This is a genomic window from Henriciella algicola (assembly GCF_003576245.1).
GTDB lineage: Bacteria > Pseudomonadota > Alphaproteobacteria > Caulobacterales > Hyphomonadaceae > Henriciella > Henriciella algicola.
In genome coordinates, this window is the sequence record NZ_QWGA01000007.1 from 324962 (window position 1) to 342028 (window position 17067).

Here is a 17067-nt window from a genome sequence, read left to right on the forward strand (position 1 = left end):
CGGCCCGACTACTTAGAACACCGTGCCCGCTTCGTATAGATTTCACTTGCGTCAACGACGATGTCTGCCTTCTCGAGCATGTTCCGGCCGATCAGGGTTTCATAGTTGAAGTTGCCTCGATCGGCGAGTGTGACCTCATCTTCAATAAGAAGACCGCCAAGGCAGAATTCGAGCTCTACGACCGGGCGGTGAATTAGACCGCCGCGCTTTGTCTTGATTGCGGCCCAGCGTACGATTTCTGTCTCGATCGTGCGTTCGTCGCCGTCTTCATTTACAACCTTGAACACGATGTCGCGTGTTTCGTCTTCATCGTCCCAATCCTTGCGGGAGGGCGCATCAAGGATCACGGCGTGGATCGAAGACGTTTTGGCGCCGGTGTCGAGTTTTGCATCGAGCTCAATGTCGAGATCTGCAATTCGCACATGCTCCAGCCAGCCAAGAACGTTCTTGTCTGTGTCTGCAGCGGCGCTGAGGGCCGTGCCAGCGATAATGGACGACGCGATGAGAAGTTTACGCAACATGGATTCTTGCCTGCCTTTGTTTATTGGGCGCTTCAAACAGCAAGAATGTGATTTTCGCGTGGCGAAACTCGTATCTAACTTTGACGCTCAAGCATCGCTGAGTTCACGAACCAGCTGGTTGACGGCACCATAGTCAATCTTGCCGGTCCCAAGCACCGGTATGTCATCGACATGATAGACCTTTCGGGGGACGGAAAGTTCCGAAACGCCGTGCGATTGGGACCAGGCCAGGATCTCGCTCCGGTTTGCTTCTGCAGATGTCGTCAGAAGCACGATCTGCTCGCCCTTGCGCGGATCAGGGATGGCGCCAGCCGCATGCATGTCATCAGGCCAGATAGCGCTGGCGCAGTTCTCGACAACCGCCAGCGAAACCATCTCGCCGCCAATCTTGGCAAAGCGCTTCACCCGGCCTTGAATGCGGATGCAGCGATCCTTGTCGATGGCGACGATATCACCTGTGTCATGCCAACCTTCATTGAGTGGCTCCAGCACACCCGGATTGTCCGCGCGCATATAGCCCTGCATGACATTCGGGCCGCGAATGCGAAGTCTGCCGCCATCCTCGATGCCTTCGACCGGAACTAGTTCGTATTCCATATCGGCCATGAGGCGGCCGACGGTGCCGGGTTTGTTCAATTCGACACTGTTTGCTGCGACCACAGGGGAAGCTTCGGTCGCACCATAACCTTCGAGGATCTCGATCTGGAATTTGCGGCGGACGAGCTGGCGTGTTTCGTCTCGCACGCGTTCCGCGCCGCAGACAGCAAGCCGGACACTGCTCATGTCGCCTTCTTCACCGGCGCGGGCATATTGAGAGATGAAAGTGTCGGTCGCGAGAAGGATGGTGGAACCTGTCTGGCGGATACGTTTGGCGATCTCGCGCGGCTGGAGAGGCGTCGGGTGGAAGACCGCTTTGACGCCAGCCATCAGCGGAAGGAGGGCGCCGACCGTCAGGCCGAAGCAGTGAAAAGTTGGCAGCGGATTGAAAACCGAGTCAGTCTCCGGCGAGAGACCGATATGGGCGCGCACCTGCTCGACATTGGCGACGATGTTCTGGTGGCTGAGCACGACGCCCTTCGGCTCACCTTCGGTGCCGGACGTAAACAGGATGACGCCGGTCTTCTTGTGATCCGGTCCTTGAAAGACCAGCGACGGGAATAGGGGACCGACGGCCCCCTTCACCTTGTCAGCAAGGGACAGGTTCTCTCGCACGTCCTCAAGATAGATGAACTCCGCGTCTTCGCTCAGGCTCTCGACCAGCGGCTCCAGACTGCCGAGTTCGATGAACTTGTTTGCCGTGATGATCTTGGACACTTCGGCGGCGCGCATGGCCGCGCGGAGGTTTGCCGACCCCGCTGTGAAGTTCAGCATTGCCGGGATGCGGCCAGCAGCCAGTACGGCCAGGAAGGCGATGACGGCGCCCGCACCGGTTGGCAACATGATGCCCAGGACTTCATTGCGCGCGGTCTTGGCGCGAATCGCAGATCCCAGCGCAAAGGCGGCACGCGCAATCTCCGTATAGGTCAGCTCGCGTTCGTCGCCGTCCACGATGGCCACAGTGGCACCGCCAAACTCTTTGCGCGCCCGCATGAAGGCGGAGAAGATGTCGGTCCGCGTTCGTTTCAGGTTGAATGAGATCGGTTCTGGAACAGAGGTCATGGAAAGCTTCGGCATTGTGATTTCTAAACTTAGTGTCACAAAATGTCACAGAGAGTGATAAAGGCAACTCGCGCAGGGCAGCCGGTCAATGCCGCCTTGCGATATTGCAGCTTGATGATGGGGGCGTGGCAGTCCATCTATGCCGCATGGTTACACTCATCGAGAGCAAGCAGAAATTCCGGCATCCGGAGAAGCGCAACAGGCCCGATACGCCCGTCTTGCGCAAGCCGGACTGGATCCGTGTGAAAGCCCCGACGAGCCAGGGTTTTCGGGATACGCAGGAAATCGTCCGCTCCAAAGGTCTCGTGACGGTTTGTCAGGAAGCTGGCTGTCCGAACATCGGCGAATGCTGGGACAAGAAGCACGCTACGATGATGATCCTCGGTGAGGTGTGCACCCGGGCCTGCTCATTCTGCAACGTCTCCACCGGCAAACCGTCGCCTGTCGATGAGGATGAGCCGCGCCGTGTCGCTGAAGCCGTTCAGGAAATGGGCCTCCAGCACGTTGTGATCACGTCTGTCGACCGCGACGACCTTGAGGATGGCGGCGCGCGTCACTTCGTGAATGTGATCGGCGCGATCCGCGAGGCATCGCCCGGCACGACAATCGAGATCCTGACGCCAGACTTCCTGCGCAAGGATGGTTGGGAAAACGCAGTCATTGATGCGCGCGCTGACGTCTTCAATCATAACCTTGAAACCGTCCCGCGCCTTTATTTCTCTATCCGCCCGGGCGCCCGCTACTATCATTCCCTGCGCCTTCTTGAGCGCGTGAAGATGCGTGACCCGAACCAGTTCACCAAGTCAGGCCTCATGGTCGGCCTTGGTGAGACCAAGGAAGAGGTCATGCAGGTCATGGATGACATGCGCTCTGCTGGCATCGATTTCCTGACCATCGGCCAATACCTGCAGCCGACGCGTAAACACGCAGCTGTCGATCGCTTCGTCCACCCGGATGAGTTCAGCTCCTATGAAGAGATCGCGCGTTCCAAGGGCTTCCTCATGGTGTCCGCTTCACCGCTCACCCGGTCGAGCTATCATGCCGATGAGGACTTTGCGAAAATGAAGGCGGCACGACTGGCCGCTAACCAGTAGGAGCAGCCTTTGCCGCGCCTCTCAAAGCAGCTGGTGATCGAGCATCGCGCCGATGAGGTGTTTGATCTGGTCGCCGACATCAAGCGCTATCCCGAATTCATCAAGTGGATCCGTACCATGAAGGTGAGCGGAGAGCGCGAAGAAGACGGCGTGCGCAAGTATCGCGGCGAGGTCGATGTCGGCTTCAAGGGCTTCTCCGAGCGATTTGCGACCGACATTGCCGCCGATGATGAGAACCGCACCGTTGAGGTCTCTCTGGCGCGTGGCCCATTCAAGAAGCTTCAGAACCGGTGGAAGATGTCGCCTGACGGGGAACTCGGCACAGTCGTCGATTTCTTTATCGACTATGAGTTCCGCAATCCCGTCCTGTCGCTTCTCGCAAAGGCGAACACGACCCTTGCCGTCAACAAGATCATGAAGTCGTTCATTGACGAAGCTGACCGCCGGTATGGTGAGCGGCGCACCTAATCTTTTCTGGTTACGGGATCTGCTGCCGGATCATGTTCAGCGCAGCCTCAATCGTCGCCATTCGAACCTCATGGCGTCCGATATCTCCGAAATAGCAGGCTTCGTGCAGGACAGCCTTATTCTCGCGGGCGCAGGCGATGTGAACCGTGCCAACCGGCTTCATCGGCGTGCCACCGCCGGGACCCGCAATCCCTGTAACCGCAATCGCAAGGTTCGCGCGGCTTGAATTAAGGGCGCCCTCTGCCATGAGGCGGGCGACGGCTTCTGAGACCGCGCCATAGTCGGCAATCAGGTCGCCCGGCACGCCGAGCACCTCTTCCTTTGAGCGGTTCGAGTAGGTCACGAAGCCTCGCTCAAAAACGTCTGATGAGCCGGAAAACTCCGTGAAGAGCGCGGCGATGAGCCCTCCCGTGCAGGATTCGGCTGAAGCGATTTTCACACGCCGCTCTCGCGCTTCATCCATGGTCAGCAGGCAGAGATTACGAAGACGGTCTGGAAACATGCGGTCCTCCTAGATGATCTTGCGAAGCGTTGCAGCGGCCTGGGCGGCGATGCCTTCGCGGCGACCGGTGAAGCCCAATCCCTCGGTTGTCGTTGCCTTGATGCTCACGGCGTCAAGCTGCAGCCCGGAGAGCTCTGCGGTCCGCTTCCGCATGGCTTCACGGTGCGGTTTGATCTTTGGCGTCTCACATATGAGCGTGATGTCGCAATGGGTGAGTTGCCAGCCGGCTTCACGCGCGAGTTTGATCGCGTGGCTCAGAAACACGCCGGAATCGGCATCCTTCCAGCGATCGTCAGATGGTGGAAAGTGATCGCCAATATCCCCAAGGGCCACAGCGCCGAGGATCGCATCCGTCAGCGCGTGCCAGCCTGCGTCGGCGTCCGAATGACCTTTTAGGCGGGATCCATGTTCAATGAAGATGCCGCAAAGTGTGACCCCGGGGCCGGGCTCAAAAGCGTGAACATCAAAGCCGGTGCCGAATCTGAATTCAGCCTGTTTCCCCGTCATCATGGCCTCCATTTTCTCAAAGTCATCCGCAAAGGTAATCTTGGAGAGCCGCTCGTCCCCATCGACCAATGCCGCTTTTGCGCCAAGTGCTTCGACCGCTTCAAGGTCATCGACGAAACTGGCGGCTTTGTCAGCCAGCGCAGATGCTAGAATACCAGCCTTGAAAGCCTGGGGTGTCTGCACGCGGTAGAGGCCTGAGCGATCTACTGTCTGCAGCGTTTCGTCAGTCTGTCGCTTCAGCGCGTCTATGACCGGCAGGGCAGGGGCTGCGGCGTCATGGGTTTTCATCACCTCGAGCAAATAAGTGATCGTCTGGGTTTTGAGGCCGGGGCGCGCAGCATCGTGAACGAGAATGATATCATCGGCATCGGGTGAGAGCGCCTCTACCGCGTTGCGCACGGATGCTGTCCGGTCGTTGCCGCCTGCGACGAGTACGACACGCTCGTCGCCTGAAATCTCGGTGGCAAGTCTTTCGATATGATTAGAGGGCAGGACCAGCCCGATGCGGTCCACTCGAGAGTCCGAAAGAAAAGTGTCCAGAGACCAGCGATAGACCGGCTTGCCCGCCAGCATCTCGAACTGTTTGGGCAGTTTTCGACCAGTCCTGCTGCCAGACCCGGCCGCAACAATGATTGCATGAACTCTCATAAGAGCAGGGGCTTACCCGCGCTGATGCAGAATGGCCACATGAATTATTGCTGCGGCACCGCCCCTCATGCGCAACTATTGTGCAAAGCAAAAAATTGTTCAAACTAAATGTATGTACACGATGCACCAATCTTTGGCAGAGCGCGTTTGGCTTGCTCCGATGTCGGGCTCGACCGATGCGGCATTTCGCAGGCAAGCGGTACGTTTCGGCGCTGAAGCTGTCGTATCGGAGATGGTCGCAGGCGAAACACTGGCTGCGGCGCGCCCGGACGTCGTCCGCCGCACATGCAGGCATGAGGGACGCGGACGCTGGATTGTCCAGCTGGCCGCGCGGCGCCCTGAAGACATGCAGCGTGGCGCTGAGTTGCTGGCCGAAGCTGGCGTGGACCAAATCGATATCAATATGGGCTGCCCTTCGCGGCAGGTGACCGGCGGTCAGTCTGGCTCGGCCCTGATGAAAGAACCCGATCTGGCGAAATCGATCATCGATGCTGCGCTGCAAGGTGCGGGCGGTTTGCCGGTCTCGCTCAAGATGCGTCTCGGCTGGGATGATCACATGCTCAATGCGCCAGACCTCGCACGATACGCACAGTCAGTCGGGCTGTGTATGGTCACTGTTCATGGTCGGACACGCTGCCAGTTCTACAAAGGGACGGCCGATTGGGCGCGGGTTCATGACACCGTCGAAGCCATCGATCTTCCAGTCGTCGTCAATGGCGACATTGAAAACTGCGCAACGGCTGATGCCGCGCTCACAGCATCTGGCGCTCATGGCGTCATGATCGGCCGCGCTGCGATGGGGCGGCCCTGGCTGCTCGGACAGGTTTCTGCCCATCTTGCCGGGCGTCGTGACTGGCGCGCGCCAGATGCGGCTGAACAGCTCGATAGTCTCATCGAACAGGTAGAGGACAGCATGGTCCTTTATGGAAAGGCGCTCGGCCTGCGCATCGTGCGCAAGCACATCTCCGCCGCGGTCGATCATCTTGATGCCGACTGGAGCGATGCGGAACGCAAGGAGCTGCGTGCGCGCGCCTGCGGTTTTGAAGATGCCCAGCCACTCTTCGCGTTTCTCAATCAACTCTTTGAAGACAGACTGCAGGTTGCGGCATGACGGACAAGACGAACCTATCGGACCTGATGCCGGTTGCCGTTCTGCAGATCGACAATCGCCGGAACATCATGTCAGCGAATACAGAAGCGCAGATGATCCTCGGTCATTCGCTGGCCAGCCTGCAGGCGCACAATCTCAGTGAGTTCGTTTATCACGACTCGCCGCTGTTCGAACTTCTCGACCGGGTCGCGAGCGAAGAGGGCGACATTTCCTCGCATGGCCTGACGATTGCCGGGCCATCCGCCGTTCGCGGGAAGCTCTATGATATCCGGCTTCGCCCTGGGCCGGACGGTTCAATCATTCTGGCGATCGCAGAGTCGTTGGTACGAGACCCCTCAGACAGCGCTGCCGGCATTTCCGGCTTTGGGCGCATTCTCGGTCACGAAGTGAAGAACCCGCTCGCCGGCATCTCCGGAGCCGCGCAGCTCCTGCTGCGCAACGCCAGTGAAGACGAAGTGCCGCTGCTCGAGATCATCAAGAGCGAAGCGAGCCGTATCGAACGCCTCGTCAGCCGCCTCTCCGCCTTTGAGCTCTTCTCGGCGCCGCGGCGTGACCGGTTCAATATTCACCAATTGCTGGACAAGATCCTGATTGCTGAAGAAGCGGCGCATGGCGGTAAGATCGCCCTGAAACGCGCCTATGACCCGTCGCTGCCTGAAATACTTGGGGACGAGGATCACCTGCACGAAGCCTTCCAGAACATCGTACGCAATGCAGCAGAGGCAGCGAGTGAAACCGGCGGGCAGGGACAGGTGACGCTCCAGACCGCCTTTGAGACCGGCTTTGCATTCTCCAGCAAGCGCAATGCGCGGCGACTTCAGCGCGCCATCCGCATCACTGTTGAGGACAATGGCCGGGGCATAAGCTCTGAGACACGTGACCAAATGTTCGACATGTTCAGCTCCACCAAGGCAGGTGGCCGCGGCCTCGGCCTCAGCGTCGTCTCCGAAGTCGTCGCGGCCCATGAGGGCCGGATCAAGGTCGAGAGCAAACCCGGCCAGACCAAGTTCTCTGTCTTCCTGCCCATGAAACGGGATATCGTTCAATGACACAAAAAACCGTCCTGCTCGCCGAAGACGATGCAAGCATCCGGCTTGTCGTAAACCAGACGCTTGTGAGTGCAGGGTATCAGGTACGGGCAACGAGCTCTGTCGATGCGCTTGAGCGCTGGGTGCGCAATGGTGAAGGCGACGTCGTGGTCACCGATGTCTATCTCGGCGATACCGCCATCTTCGAAGTCCTACCTTCGATAAGGCTCGCCCGACCAGACCTTCCTGTTATCGTCATGAGCGGGCAGAACACCATCCTGACAGCAGCATCTGCAGCGCGCCACGGCGTCTATGACTATCTGCCCAAGCCTTTCGACATCGATCAGCTGACCGGTCTGGTCGGCCGCGCGCTGAAAGCGCCGCTGCGCAAGGATGCCGCCGCAACAGAAGCGCTCAAGACAAGCGGAGAGCAAAGCCTGCCGCTGATCGGCCGATCAGAGCCAATGCAGGAAGTCTATCGCATCATCTCGCGGGTGATGAACACCGACCTTACCGTGCTGATCGAAGGCGAGTCCGGTACCGGCAAGGAGCTGGCCGCGCAGGCGATCCATGAGCTCCAGAGCGACAAGAAGGGCCCCTTCAAGGCGCTGGACCTTGCCGCCATGCCAACTGACCGGATCAGCCAGGACCTTTTTGGCACGCCGGACAATCCAGGTATCGCCTTTGATCCGGGTGCCACACTCTATCTCGATGAAATCGGCGATCTACCGGCCGAAGCGCAGACCCAGCTTGTAAAGCTTATGCGGGAAGCGGGCGGCGCGCGGATCATCGCCTCAACCCGCAAGCCGCTCAGCACGCTGGTCGAAGAGGGTCGCTTCCGCGAAGACCTGTTCTACCGGATCAATGTCGTGCGTGTATTCATGCCGCCGCTCAGGCAACGCAAGGAAGACATTCCGGAGCTCGTCAGGGCCTTCCTGATCCGCGCGCAACGAAAGGGTCTGCCGAGCAAGCAGGTAGAACCTGCGGCGATGGATCTGATCATGGCCTATGACTGGCCGGGCAATGTGCGTGAGCTAGAGAACCTCATCATGCGCCTTGCTGCGCTCAGCCCCGATTCCATTATCTCCCAGCGCGACGTTGAGCGTGAACTTCGGTCCGAAGCGCTCAAGGACATCTCTTCGTCTAGCAACTTCGAGAAAGAGGTCGAGACGCTGCTGCACAAATACGTGATGGCAGACCTGTTGCAGGCCGACCCGGACGATAGTGATATTCACCGCAAGATCATGGAGCAGGTTGAACGTCCGCTCATAAAGCTCGCCTTGTCAGTGACTTCCGGAAACAAGCTCAGAACGGCGGCGCTTCTTGGGGTGAACCGGAACACGCTACGCTCGCGCATCAACCAGCTTGGTCTCGCAGACGACTAATTGACCATGGCATAAGTGTTGCTTTATGGCCTCAGTGTTGCGGTTTGAACACAACTGCACGAGTGAGGTATAGTTTGGTCGACACCACTGCACCAGGAAAGCCGCGATCAGGCTGGGCATTGTTCCAGTGGCTTTTCCTTGTGGCTGCCTTCCTTGCTGCGGCTGTCACCTTCGTCGCGGTGTCGGGGATGGACCCGATCGATCCGGTGAGCCGCGACGTTCAGGCGATGATCATCGCCAACACGCTAATTATCATTACGCTCGGCATAATCGTCGTTCAGCGTTACCGCGCCTCCCGAACGCTAGAGAAGGGCGCTGAAGGCAATCGGCTTGCGCGGCGCTTCCTGCTGTTGTTCAGCCTCTCCGCAGTCATTCCGGCGCTTGTCGTGTCGGTGTTCCTTTGGGCAGCGATCTCGCGCGGCTTCGATACCTGGTTCGGCGAACGTGTTTTTACGTTGGTTGAACAGACTGCCACCGTCGCGCGCGAAAATGTGGATGAATATAGCGACGCGCTTGAGGAGAATACCCGCCTCGCCGCGTCCGATATCAATAATGCGCTCGAGGGTCTGACAGAGGAACCGGAGGCCTTCTCCTCATATCTCGGCATGCAGGCGCTCATCCGAAATATGCGCGTTGGGTATGTGATCGACCGTCAGGGCCGGCCGCTTGCAGTGGGTGAGAATGCGACGAATGACAGTATGTACCGTCGGCCAACACCTGAAATGTTCGACGAGGCGGATGCGGGCGAAGTCTATCTCTCGCTCTTTGAAGCTGAGGGTTTCACGACATCACTAATCAAGCTGGGCGGCATGGAGGACGCATATCTCTATCTCGCGAAACCGCTGGACCGGGATGCTTTCGCGCGTCTTCGCCGCGCAGAACAGGCGCTGGAAGAATATCGTACCGCAGGCGAGTTGAGCACACGTTCACAAGCGCTCTTTTTCGTGGCTTACGGTCAGATCGTTGCGCTTGTGCTGCTGATGGCGATCAGATTGGCGCTTGAGGCAGCCAGCCGGATCACCGGCCCGATCGGGCGCCTTGCAAACGCAGCGCAGTCCGTGCGCGATGGCGATCTCGATATCCGCGTACCACTCCCACAGGGAGAAGATGAAGTGCGTGCGCTGACCCGGTCCTTCAATGTCATGACTGAGCAGCTCGGTGCACAGCGCTCAGCATTGATCTATGCGAGGGAAGAGGCTGAGGATCGGCGCCTATTTCTTGAGACACTGCTCGAAGAAGTGAGCGCCGGCGTCATCCGCATCGATGAGAATTTCGTCGTTACGCTGGCTAACCCTTCAGCCCAGAAGCTCCTGGAAGCAGAGCCACCTGTAGAAGGCTGCAATCTTTCAGAGATTGCGCCAGCCTTCATGCCGCATGTCGAGGAAGCTATGGCAACCCGCCTGCCGATTGATGCGTCGCTGGATATGCGAACGGCCGGTGGTGCGCGTCACTTCAGGCTGAAGGCTGCGCGCGATTCGACAGGCGGTCTTGTCCTGACCTTTGATGACGCAACCCGGCTCGTGACAGCCCAGCGCCAGCTTGCCTGGCGTGACGTGGCCCGCCGGATTGCGCATGAGATCAGAAACCCGCTGACGCCGATCCAGCTGTCCGCTGAGCGCATCCGGCGCCGCTATAGTCAGTACATCCCGCAAGATGACACGGTGTTCGACAAGTGCACCGATACGATCCTCCGGCAGGTCAGCGATATCGGCCGGATGGTCGAGGAGTTCTCTGGTTTTGCGAGAATGCCCAAACCCACTTTGGAGAGTTTTGATCTCGCCCAACTTATTGATGAAACCGGATTCTCGCAGCAGGTGGTCAGCCCGGACATCGCGGTCGAGATCAGTCATGTCCGCAAGCCTCTGATCATTTCTGCAGATGAAAGACTACTCGGTCAGGCCATTGGAAATATCATCAAGAACGCCGCCGAGGCGATCGAGCGCTTGTCAGCTGTTGATGAGACGCAGGGCGCCATCGAGATCACGACTGAAGACACCGAGGAATCGATTACAATCATCATCGAAGACAACGGGCCGGGTTTCCCCGAAGAGGCGCGCGAGCGCCTGCTCGAGCCCTATGTTACCACCCGCGAGAAAGGCACTGGCCTTGGTCTTGCTATCGTGAACCGCATCATCGTCGATCATGGCGGCGCAATCCAGTTGCAGGAGCGCGACGAGTCACGCCGCGGCGCCAAGGTGCGCATCACGCTGCCAAAGCAAGCCAATCTCGACGAATTCGCCGAACCAGAGACCATGGAGGCTCTCTCATGACCACGGACATTCTAGTAGTCGACGACGAGCCCGATATTCGGGACCTGATCTCCGGCGTCCTGGAAGATGAAGGCTATTCTGTTCGCAGCGCGGCGACAGCCAGCAAGGCGCTGGAAGAGGTTCGCATGCGTGCGCCTGGTCTGATCATCCTAGATGTCTGGCTGCAGGGCAGCGACATGGATGGCCTCTCCGTCCTGAAGTTCATCAAGTCCATCGACCCGCTCATCCCGGTCATCGTGATCAGTGGTCATGGCAATATCGAAACGGCAGTGGCCGCCATCCGGCGCGGCGCCTATGACTTCATCGAAAAGCCGTTCAAGTCTGACCGTCTGTTGCATCTGGTGGCCCGTGCGATCGAGTCGACCTCCCTCAAGCGCGAGAACGCCTCCTTGCGGAATATGGTCGTCAGTAGCGACGACTGGATCGGCTCAAGCCAGGCTGCGTCAACGCTTCGCGCTTCTATCGACAAGGTTGGGCCAACGAACTCGCGCGTCTTGGTCACAGGCCCGGCAGGAGCAGGTAAAGAACTTGCCGCTCGCCTGATTCATGCGCAATCCAACAGACAGAACGGTCCGTTTGTCGTTGTAAACGCAGCCAATATTGCGCCAGACCTCATGGAACAGGAACTGTTCGGTGAGGAGGACCATGATGGTCGCCCGAGGCGGATCGGTTTCTTTGAGAAGGCGCACACGGGCACGCTGCTGCTGGACGAAGTCGCAGACATGCCTCTCGGCACGCAAAACAAGATCCTCCGCGTCCTGACAGAGCAACGTTTTCAACGCGTTGGCGGCAAATCCGATGTTCACGTCGATGTCCGGGTCATGTCCGCGTCGACAAAGGACCTAAAGGAAGAGATTGCCGCACAGCGCTTCCGCGAAGATCTGTTCTATCGGCTGAGCGTCGTCCCGATCCGCGTGCCCTCGCTTGCTGAACGTCGCGACGACATCCCGGCACTGATTGACCATTTCACGGGGCGCATTGCAGACAGTTCGGGTCTCAATGCTCGAACATTCTCATCTGAAGCCATTGCAGTGCTGCAGTCCATGGATTGGCCGGGCAATGTCCGCCAGCTCAAGAACCTTGTGGAACGCATTCTCATCCTGTCGCCGCACGATGCGAAGAGGCCTGTGTCTGTTGACGAGCTGCCACAAGAGCGTAGTGGCCTTTCCAAAGGCGCGAACCCGACGGCTTCGGCCGATCTTGTCGGCCTGTCTCTTCGTGACGCACGTGAACAGTTCGAGCGCGAATACCTGTCGCTCCAGATCACCCGGTTTGATGGCAATATATCGCGAACAGCAGAGTTCATTGGCATGGAGCGCTCGGCACTTCACCGGAAGCTCAAAGCGCTTGGCGTGAATGCGTCTGCGTCCCGGTCGGACGTCTAGTCATGCGTGTGATTATCTGCGGAGCAGGGCGGGTTGGTCAGGGTATTGCCCGACGTCTGGCCATTGAGAACCATGACATTGTGATGATTGATCAGGACACCAAGCTGATCGACGTGGTTCAGACCGAACTCGATGTTCGAGGGGTCGTCGGCCATGCCGGACATCCTGAAGTCCTGGAAGCCGCCGGCGGTAATGACTGCGACATGATCATCGCGGTGACCTATTCCGATGAGATCAATATGGTCATCTGTCAGGTGGCCGATACGCTGTTCAACATTCCCAACAAGATCGCGCGCATCCGGGCCCAGCAATATCTGCAGGTTGGCTATCGCCAGCTCTTCTCGCGTGAGGGTCTCGGCATTGACCTCGTCATCTCGCCCGAAATCGAGGTTGGCGACGCGATCCTGCAGCGGTTCAGCACGCCCGGCGCGATCATGAGCGTTAATTTCGGGCGGGGTGACGTGCAACTCGTCGCCATTGAAGTGCTGGACGACAGCCCGGTGCTCGATACCGCGCTAGACCAGATCCAGGGGCTGTTCCCAAGCCTGAGCGCACGCATTGTGGGCATCAACAGGGCAGGGCACGTGTTTGCGCCGCGCGGCAACGACCAGCTCAAAACAGGCGACACAGCCTATGTGGCAGTTCTGAAGTCGCACAGCCACAGGCTGAACAGCATCTTCAACCGTCCTGAATCTGAAATGCGCCGGGTGGTGATCGTCGGCGGCGGCAATGTCGGCCTTTATGTTGCAAAAGGGCTGGAGAAGCAGACCGGCGTTCGGGTGCGCGTTATCGAAGCGGAGATAGAGCGTGCTGAGCGCGCTGCGGCTGAGCTGTCGCGCACCATCGTCATCCATGGTGACGGGCTTACACGCTATATCCTCGAGGAATCGGACGCTCCGACAGCTGACCTCGTCATTGCAACCACGCATGACGACAAGACGAACATCCTGATCTCCAAGCTCGCCAAACAGATGGGGGCAAAGCGTGCACTCGCCTTGGTGAATGCACCGGAGCTCGCCACACTGGCGCGTGAGATGAAGCTGGACGCCGTCCTGGACCCCCGCGCGCTTACGGTTTCGCGCGTGCTGATGAAGATGCGCCGGGGCCGAATTCTGGCGCTGCAGTCACTGGAGGATGGCGCTGCTGAGATCGCCGAAGGCGTGACGCTGGATACCTCGCCGCTTATCGGCAAGTCGCTTGGTTATGATGATCTCCCGAAAGGCATCACCGCTGCTGCGGTTCTACGCGATGGCGAAGTAATCTTCGCGTCGAGCGATGTCACGGTCCGTGCCAATGATCACGCGTTGCTGTTTTATGAAGGCGCGATGACCAGCAAGGTAGAACAGTTCTTCCGCGTTAGCGCAGACTTCTTCTAGAACGGTCGCCGAGCCCTCAGAGAGTACGGCCAGCATGAACTATCCTGCCATCATCAGAATGCTTGCATTCAGTGGCTTCGGCCTCGTTCTGGCGATGGGGCTATCGGCGCTTTTTGCCGTGCTGGCCGGAGAGTGGGCTCAATTCCGCGTCTTTCTGACCACGGGTACGCTGCTCGCAACAGTTTGCGCGGCGACCATCGTCATGATCGGTCAACCAGAACGCAGAGCTCAACCGTCGGACGGTCTGGCATTCATGGTGTTCTTCTGGGTCTTTGCAGGCATCGCCTGCGCTCCCACTTTCCTGATGGGACTTCCAAATGAAAGTGCGGTAGCAGCTCTACACGAGGCGGTCTCTTGTCTCACGACAACGGGGCATTCGGTTTTTGACCCTGCAACCACCGTGTTGCCAGACTCGATCCTCTTCTGGCGCGCGCTGCTTCACCTTGCTGGTGCGCTAGCTACCATTACGTTTGCGGCAACCGTTCTGGCCGCCCTTAGCCTGGATGGCCCCGGCATACACAGGACGCTACTTTTCAGTCATTCCGACGAGAGCTTTTTCGATTCGATGCCCCGCGTCATGCGGATCACCAGCGTCTATTTCGGCATCTGCCTTCTCATCGTATTTGCGCTCGAAGTCGTCGGGGGGATAGCTGTCGGCACCGCGTTCCTTGATGCGGTCAGTGCGCTGACAACGGGGCTAGCCGACCCGCGCAGCGCTTCGTCGGACATCGTCAATGGCACACGTTCTTTCGCGCTGGCACTTGGTCTGACCCTTGGCACGCTCGGCTTATTCTTCCTGATACAGATCGCTAATCGCGATTGGCGTGCGGCCATATTTGACGCAGAGACGCTTGCCTTCAGCCTATCCCTTCTTGTCTTTGCACTCATTGGGCTTGCCTGCGGTCTGACCGGTCTCAATGCGATTGGCTGGTCTCTCTCCAGCCTGTCGACCAGCGGCATCGCACTAGTCGCGCGTGAAACGACACGAGACCTGCCACTCCTGGTTCAGCTTGCGCCGTGCATGATTGGGGGCGCGGCTCTGTCCGCTGCAGGCGGCATGAAGCTCGCGAGACTCTATGTGCTTTTCAGGCGGGTGGGACAGGAATTCCTGCGAATGGGTTACCGCGAATCGCTGGTGCATTTTCAGTTCAGGGGACGCCTACAGTCTGATCGGACGCTAATGGGCATCTGGGTGTATCTCGTCGCCTACATTATCGCCGTCGTGATGGGCTTGCTACTATTCTCCTTCGTCGGCCTCGGTTTTGAGGATGCCTTGTCGACAACATTCGGTAGCCTGACGAATTCTGGACAGCTGATCCCGCAAGCGCAGCTCAAAGACGCAACGTTCTATCAAGTCCTCGCCATTTTTGGTATGATACTGGGCAGGTTGGAAGTTCTCGCATTGATTCCGCTCCTCACCATCTCATTTTGGCGTCGATAGGCAGCTGGGACTTGCAATGCGGGGGCAATCCGGATAGCGCCTGCGAAAACGCATAGCGAACAGCGCCAGCATACGGATAAAGACCATGTCGTCGGATAAAAAACAGAACCTGCAGGACACGTTCCTCAATGCTGTCAGGAAATCACGCACCCCTCTCACAATCTTTCTTGTGAACGGCGTAAAGCTTCAAGGCGTGGTGACCTGGTTTGATAATTTCTGCGTCCTCCTACGCGGGGATGGGCGTCCGCCTCAACTCGTTTACAAGCATGCCATCTCGACCATTGCGCCTGGTGCGCCGGTGCAGCTGTTCGATGAGGAAACCAGCGCGGACAAGGATTGAGCAGCGAGCTGATCGATAGAACGCCGGTACCGGATCGGGCCGGCGTCATCATTCCCTGGACCATGCCTGCTGACAGGCCCGACCGCGAACGGCTGTCGGAAACCTCGGGTCTGGTTGAAGCGCTTGGTTGTAACCTCGCCTTCCTGCGCCCGGAGAATGTGCGCAAGCCAAGCGCGTCCCACCTTCTCTCTGGCGGTATCCTTGAGCGTCTGCGCGAGGACATTGCGGCCTCCGCCTGCACACTCTGCGTGATTGATGCTGCGCTCACGCCTGTACAGCAGCGCAATCTTGAGCGCGCGCTGAGCTGCAAGGTCATCGACCGGACCGGTCTTATCCTCGAAATCTTCGGTCTTCGGGCGCGCACCAAGGAAGGCAAGCTGCAGGTCGAGTTGGCGCGCCTTTCCTATGAGCGGTCGCGCCTCGTACGCACCTGGACGCACCTTGAGCGCCAGCGTGGCGGTCAGGGCTTTCTGAGTGGCCCGGGCGAAACGCAGCTTGAGGCCGACCGCCGCATGCTCGACCGCCAACTTGCCTCCTTGAAGTCCGATCTCGAGGAAGTCCGCCGGACGCGCGGCCTGCAGCGCTCTGGTCGTCGCGATGCAGGCTTTCCAGTGATTGCGCTCGTTGGCTACACCAATGCTGGCAAGTCGACGCTGTTCAACCGGATGACCGGCGCCAATGTCTTTGCTCGTGACATGCCATTCGCCACGCTTGATCCAACCATAAGGCGGCTCGAATTGCCGGGTTTGGGTGACGCAGCACTCGTCGATACGGTTGGCTTCATCACAGACCTGCCCACACATCTGATCGACAGTTTCCGCGCCACCCTCGAAGAGACGCTGGAAGCCGACCTGCTCATTCATGTCCGCGACCGGTCCGAGGACTCCGATGAGGCCCGAAAGCAGGATGTCCTTTCGGTTCTTCGCCGACTGGAAGAAGAAAGCGGACAGCCGCTACCTCCAATCATCGAGGCATGGAACAAGATCGACCTGCTACCTGAGGACATTCAGGAAACGCTGCGCATGTCTGCGAGGGCAGGCCTGCAGGAGACGCCAGCCGTTATCACGTCTGCGCTCACCGGCGAGGGCATTGATGACCTGCTGGCGCTCGTGCAGCATTCCATCCAGGATGAGCTCAACTCATTTGCCGTGCAGCTAAGCCCAAGTCAGGGTGCCGCGCGGGCCTGGCTGTTTGAGTATGGCGCCGTCAGTGAAGAGACGGTGCAGCCGGATGGCCGCACCGATCTTCTAGTTGGCTTGAGCGAGAAACACGAAGGCCGTTTCCGGTCACAGTTTCCTGACGTCGAGCTGTTCGCTCAAACCGCTTCTTGAG

At 58.7% G+C, this 17067-nt stretch carries 15 protein-coding genes; 11 read left to right on the plus strand and 4 right to left on the minus strand.

All coding sequences use genetic code 11. The features are described 5' to 3' along the window. Positions 1-8 precede the first annotated feature (8 nt). The gene (locus D1222_RS11295; protein ID WP_119454364.1) at positions 9-521 is read right to left on the minus strand and encodes an ATP-dependent zinc protease family protein; all 513 of its coding nucleotides are present in this window, start codon (positions 519-521) and stop codon (positions 9-11) included. Between the two features lie 87 nt (positions 522-608). Beyond that, the gene (locus D1222_RS11300; protein ID WP_233348709.1) at positions 609-2195 is read right to left on the minus strand and encodes an AMP-binding protein; all 1587 of its coding nucleotides are present in this window, start codon (positions 2193-2195) and stop codon (positions 609-611) included. A gap of 131 nt (positions 2196-2326) precedes the next feature. On the opposite strand from D1222_RS11300, the gene lipA reads away from it, so the two are divergent. Then, the gene (lipA, locus tag D1222_RS11305; RefSeq protein WP_119454365.1) at positions 2327-3274 is read left to right on the plus strand and encodes a lipoyl synthase; all 948 of its coding nucleotides are present in this window, start codon (positions 2327-2329) and stop codon (positions 3272-3274) included. 9 nt (positions 3275-3283) lie between these two features. Further along, complete coding sequence (locus D1222_RS11310; protein WP_119454366.1) at positions 3284-3742, plus strand: type II toxin-antitoxin system RatA family toxin; 459 nt, start codon at positions 3284-3286, stop codon at positions 3740-3742. A 10-nt stretch (positions 3743-3752) separates the two neighbouring features. Here D1222_RS11310 and D1222_RS11315 read toward each other — a convergent pair whose 3' ends face one another. Next, positions 3753-4244 carry a CinA family protein gene (locus tag D1222_RS11315; protein ID WP_119454367.1) on the minus strand — a complete coding sequence of 164 codons (492 nt, stop codon included), beginning with the start codon at positions 4242-4244 and terminating at the stop codon, positions 3753-3755. 9 nt (positions 4245-4253) lie between these two features. Further along, on the minus strand, positions 4254-5399 hold the full coding sequence (locus tag D1222_RS11320; protein ID WP_119454368.1) for a bifunctional 2-C-methyl-D-erythritol 4-phosphate cytidylyltransferase/2-C-methyl-D-erythritol 2,4-cyclodiphosphate synthase: 1146 nt from the start codon (positions 5397-5399) through the stop codon (positions 4254-4256). Positions 5400-5559: 160 nt separating this feature from the next. Between D1222_RS11320 and D1222_RS11325 the strand changes: the two genes are divergently transcribed. The 9 genes from D1222_RS11325 (at position 5560) to hflX (ending at position 17066) form a co-directional block, all read left to right on the plus strand. Then, entirely contained in the window at positions 5560-6510 is a 951-nt protein-coding gene (locus tag D1222_RS11325; protein ID WP_233348711.1) for a tRNA dihydrouridine synthase, read from the plus strand. Then, positions 6507-7559 (plus strand): two-component system sensor histidine kinase NtrB, encoded by a 1053-nt coding sequence (locus D1222_RS11330; protein ID WP_119454370.1) that lies wholly within the window; start codon positions 6507-6509, stop codon positions 7557-7559. Before D1222_RS11325 ends, D1222_RS11330 begins: the two co-directional genes overlap by 4 nt. After that, positions 7556-8923: a sigma 54-interacting transcriptional regulator gene (locus D1222_RS11335; protein WP_119454371.1), complete on the plus strand. Its 1368-nt coding sequence runs from the start codon at positions 7556-7558 to the stop codon at positions 8921-8923. Before D1222_RS11330 ends, D1222_RS11335 begins: the two co-directional genes overlap by 4 nt. A 119-nt stretch (positions 8924-9042) precedes the next feature. Then, positions 9043-11193 (plus strand): sensor histidine kinase NtrY-like, encoded by a 2151-nt coding sequence (locus D1222_RS11340; RefSeq protein WP_119454372.1) that lies wholly within the window; start codon positions 9043-9045, stop codon positions 11191-11193. Further along, positions 11190-12578, plus strand: coding sequence for a nitrogen assimilation response regulator NtrX (gene ntrX, locus D1222_RS11345; RefSeq protein ID WP_119454373.1), 1389 nt, complete (start codon positions 11190-11192; stop codon positions 12576-12578). Before D1222_RS11340 ends, ntrX begins: the two co-directional genes overlap by 4 nt. A 2-nt stretch (positions 12579-12580) precedes the next feature. After that, on the plus strand, positions 12581-13954 hold the full coding sequence (gene trkA, locus D1222_RS11350; RefSeq protein WP_119454374.1) for a Trk system potassium transporter TrkA: 1374 nt from the start codon (positions 12581-12583) through the stop codon (positions 13952-13954). A gap of 34 nt (positions 13955-13988) precedes the next feature. Next, the gene (locus tag D1222_RS11355; RefSeq protein ID WP_119454375.1) at positions 13989-15395 is read left to right on the plus strand and encodes a TrkH family potassium uptake protein; all 1407 of its coding nucleotides are present in this window, start codon (positions 13989-13991) and stop codon (positions 15393-15395) included. A gap of 85 nt (positions 15396-15480) precedes the next feature. After that, entirely contained in the window at positions 15481-15735 is a 255-nt protein-coding gene (gene hfq / locus D1222_RS11360) for an RNA chaperone Hfq (RefSeq protein WP_018147228.1), read from the plus strand. Beyond that, on the plus strand, positions 15732-17066 hold the full coding sequence (gene hflX, locus D1222_RS11365; protein ID WP_119454376.1) for a GTPase HflX: 1335 nt from the start codon (positions 15732-15734) through the stop codon (positions 17064-17066). Before hfq ends, hflX begins: the two co-directional genes overlap by 4 nt. Position 17067 lies beyond the last annotated feature (1 nt).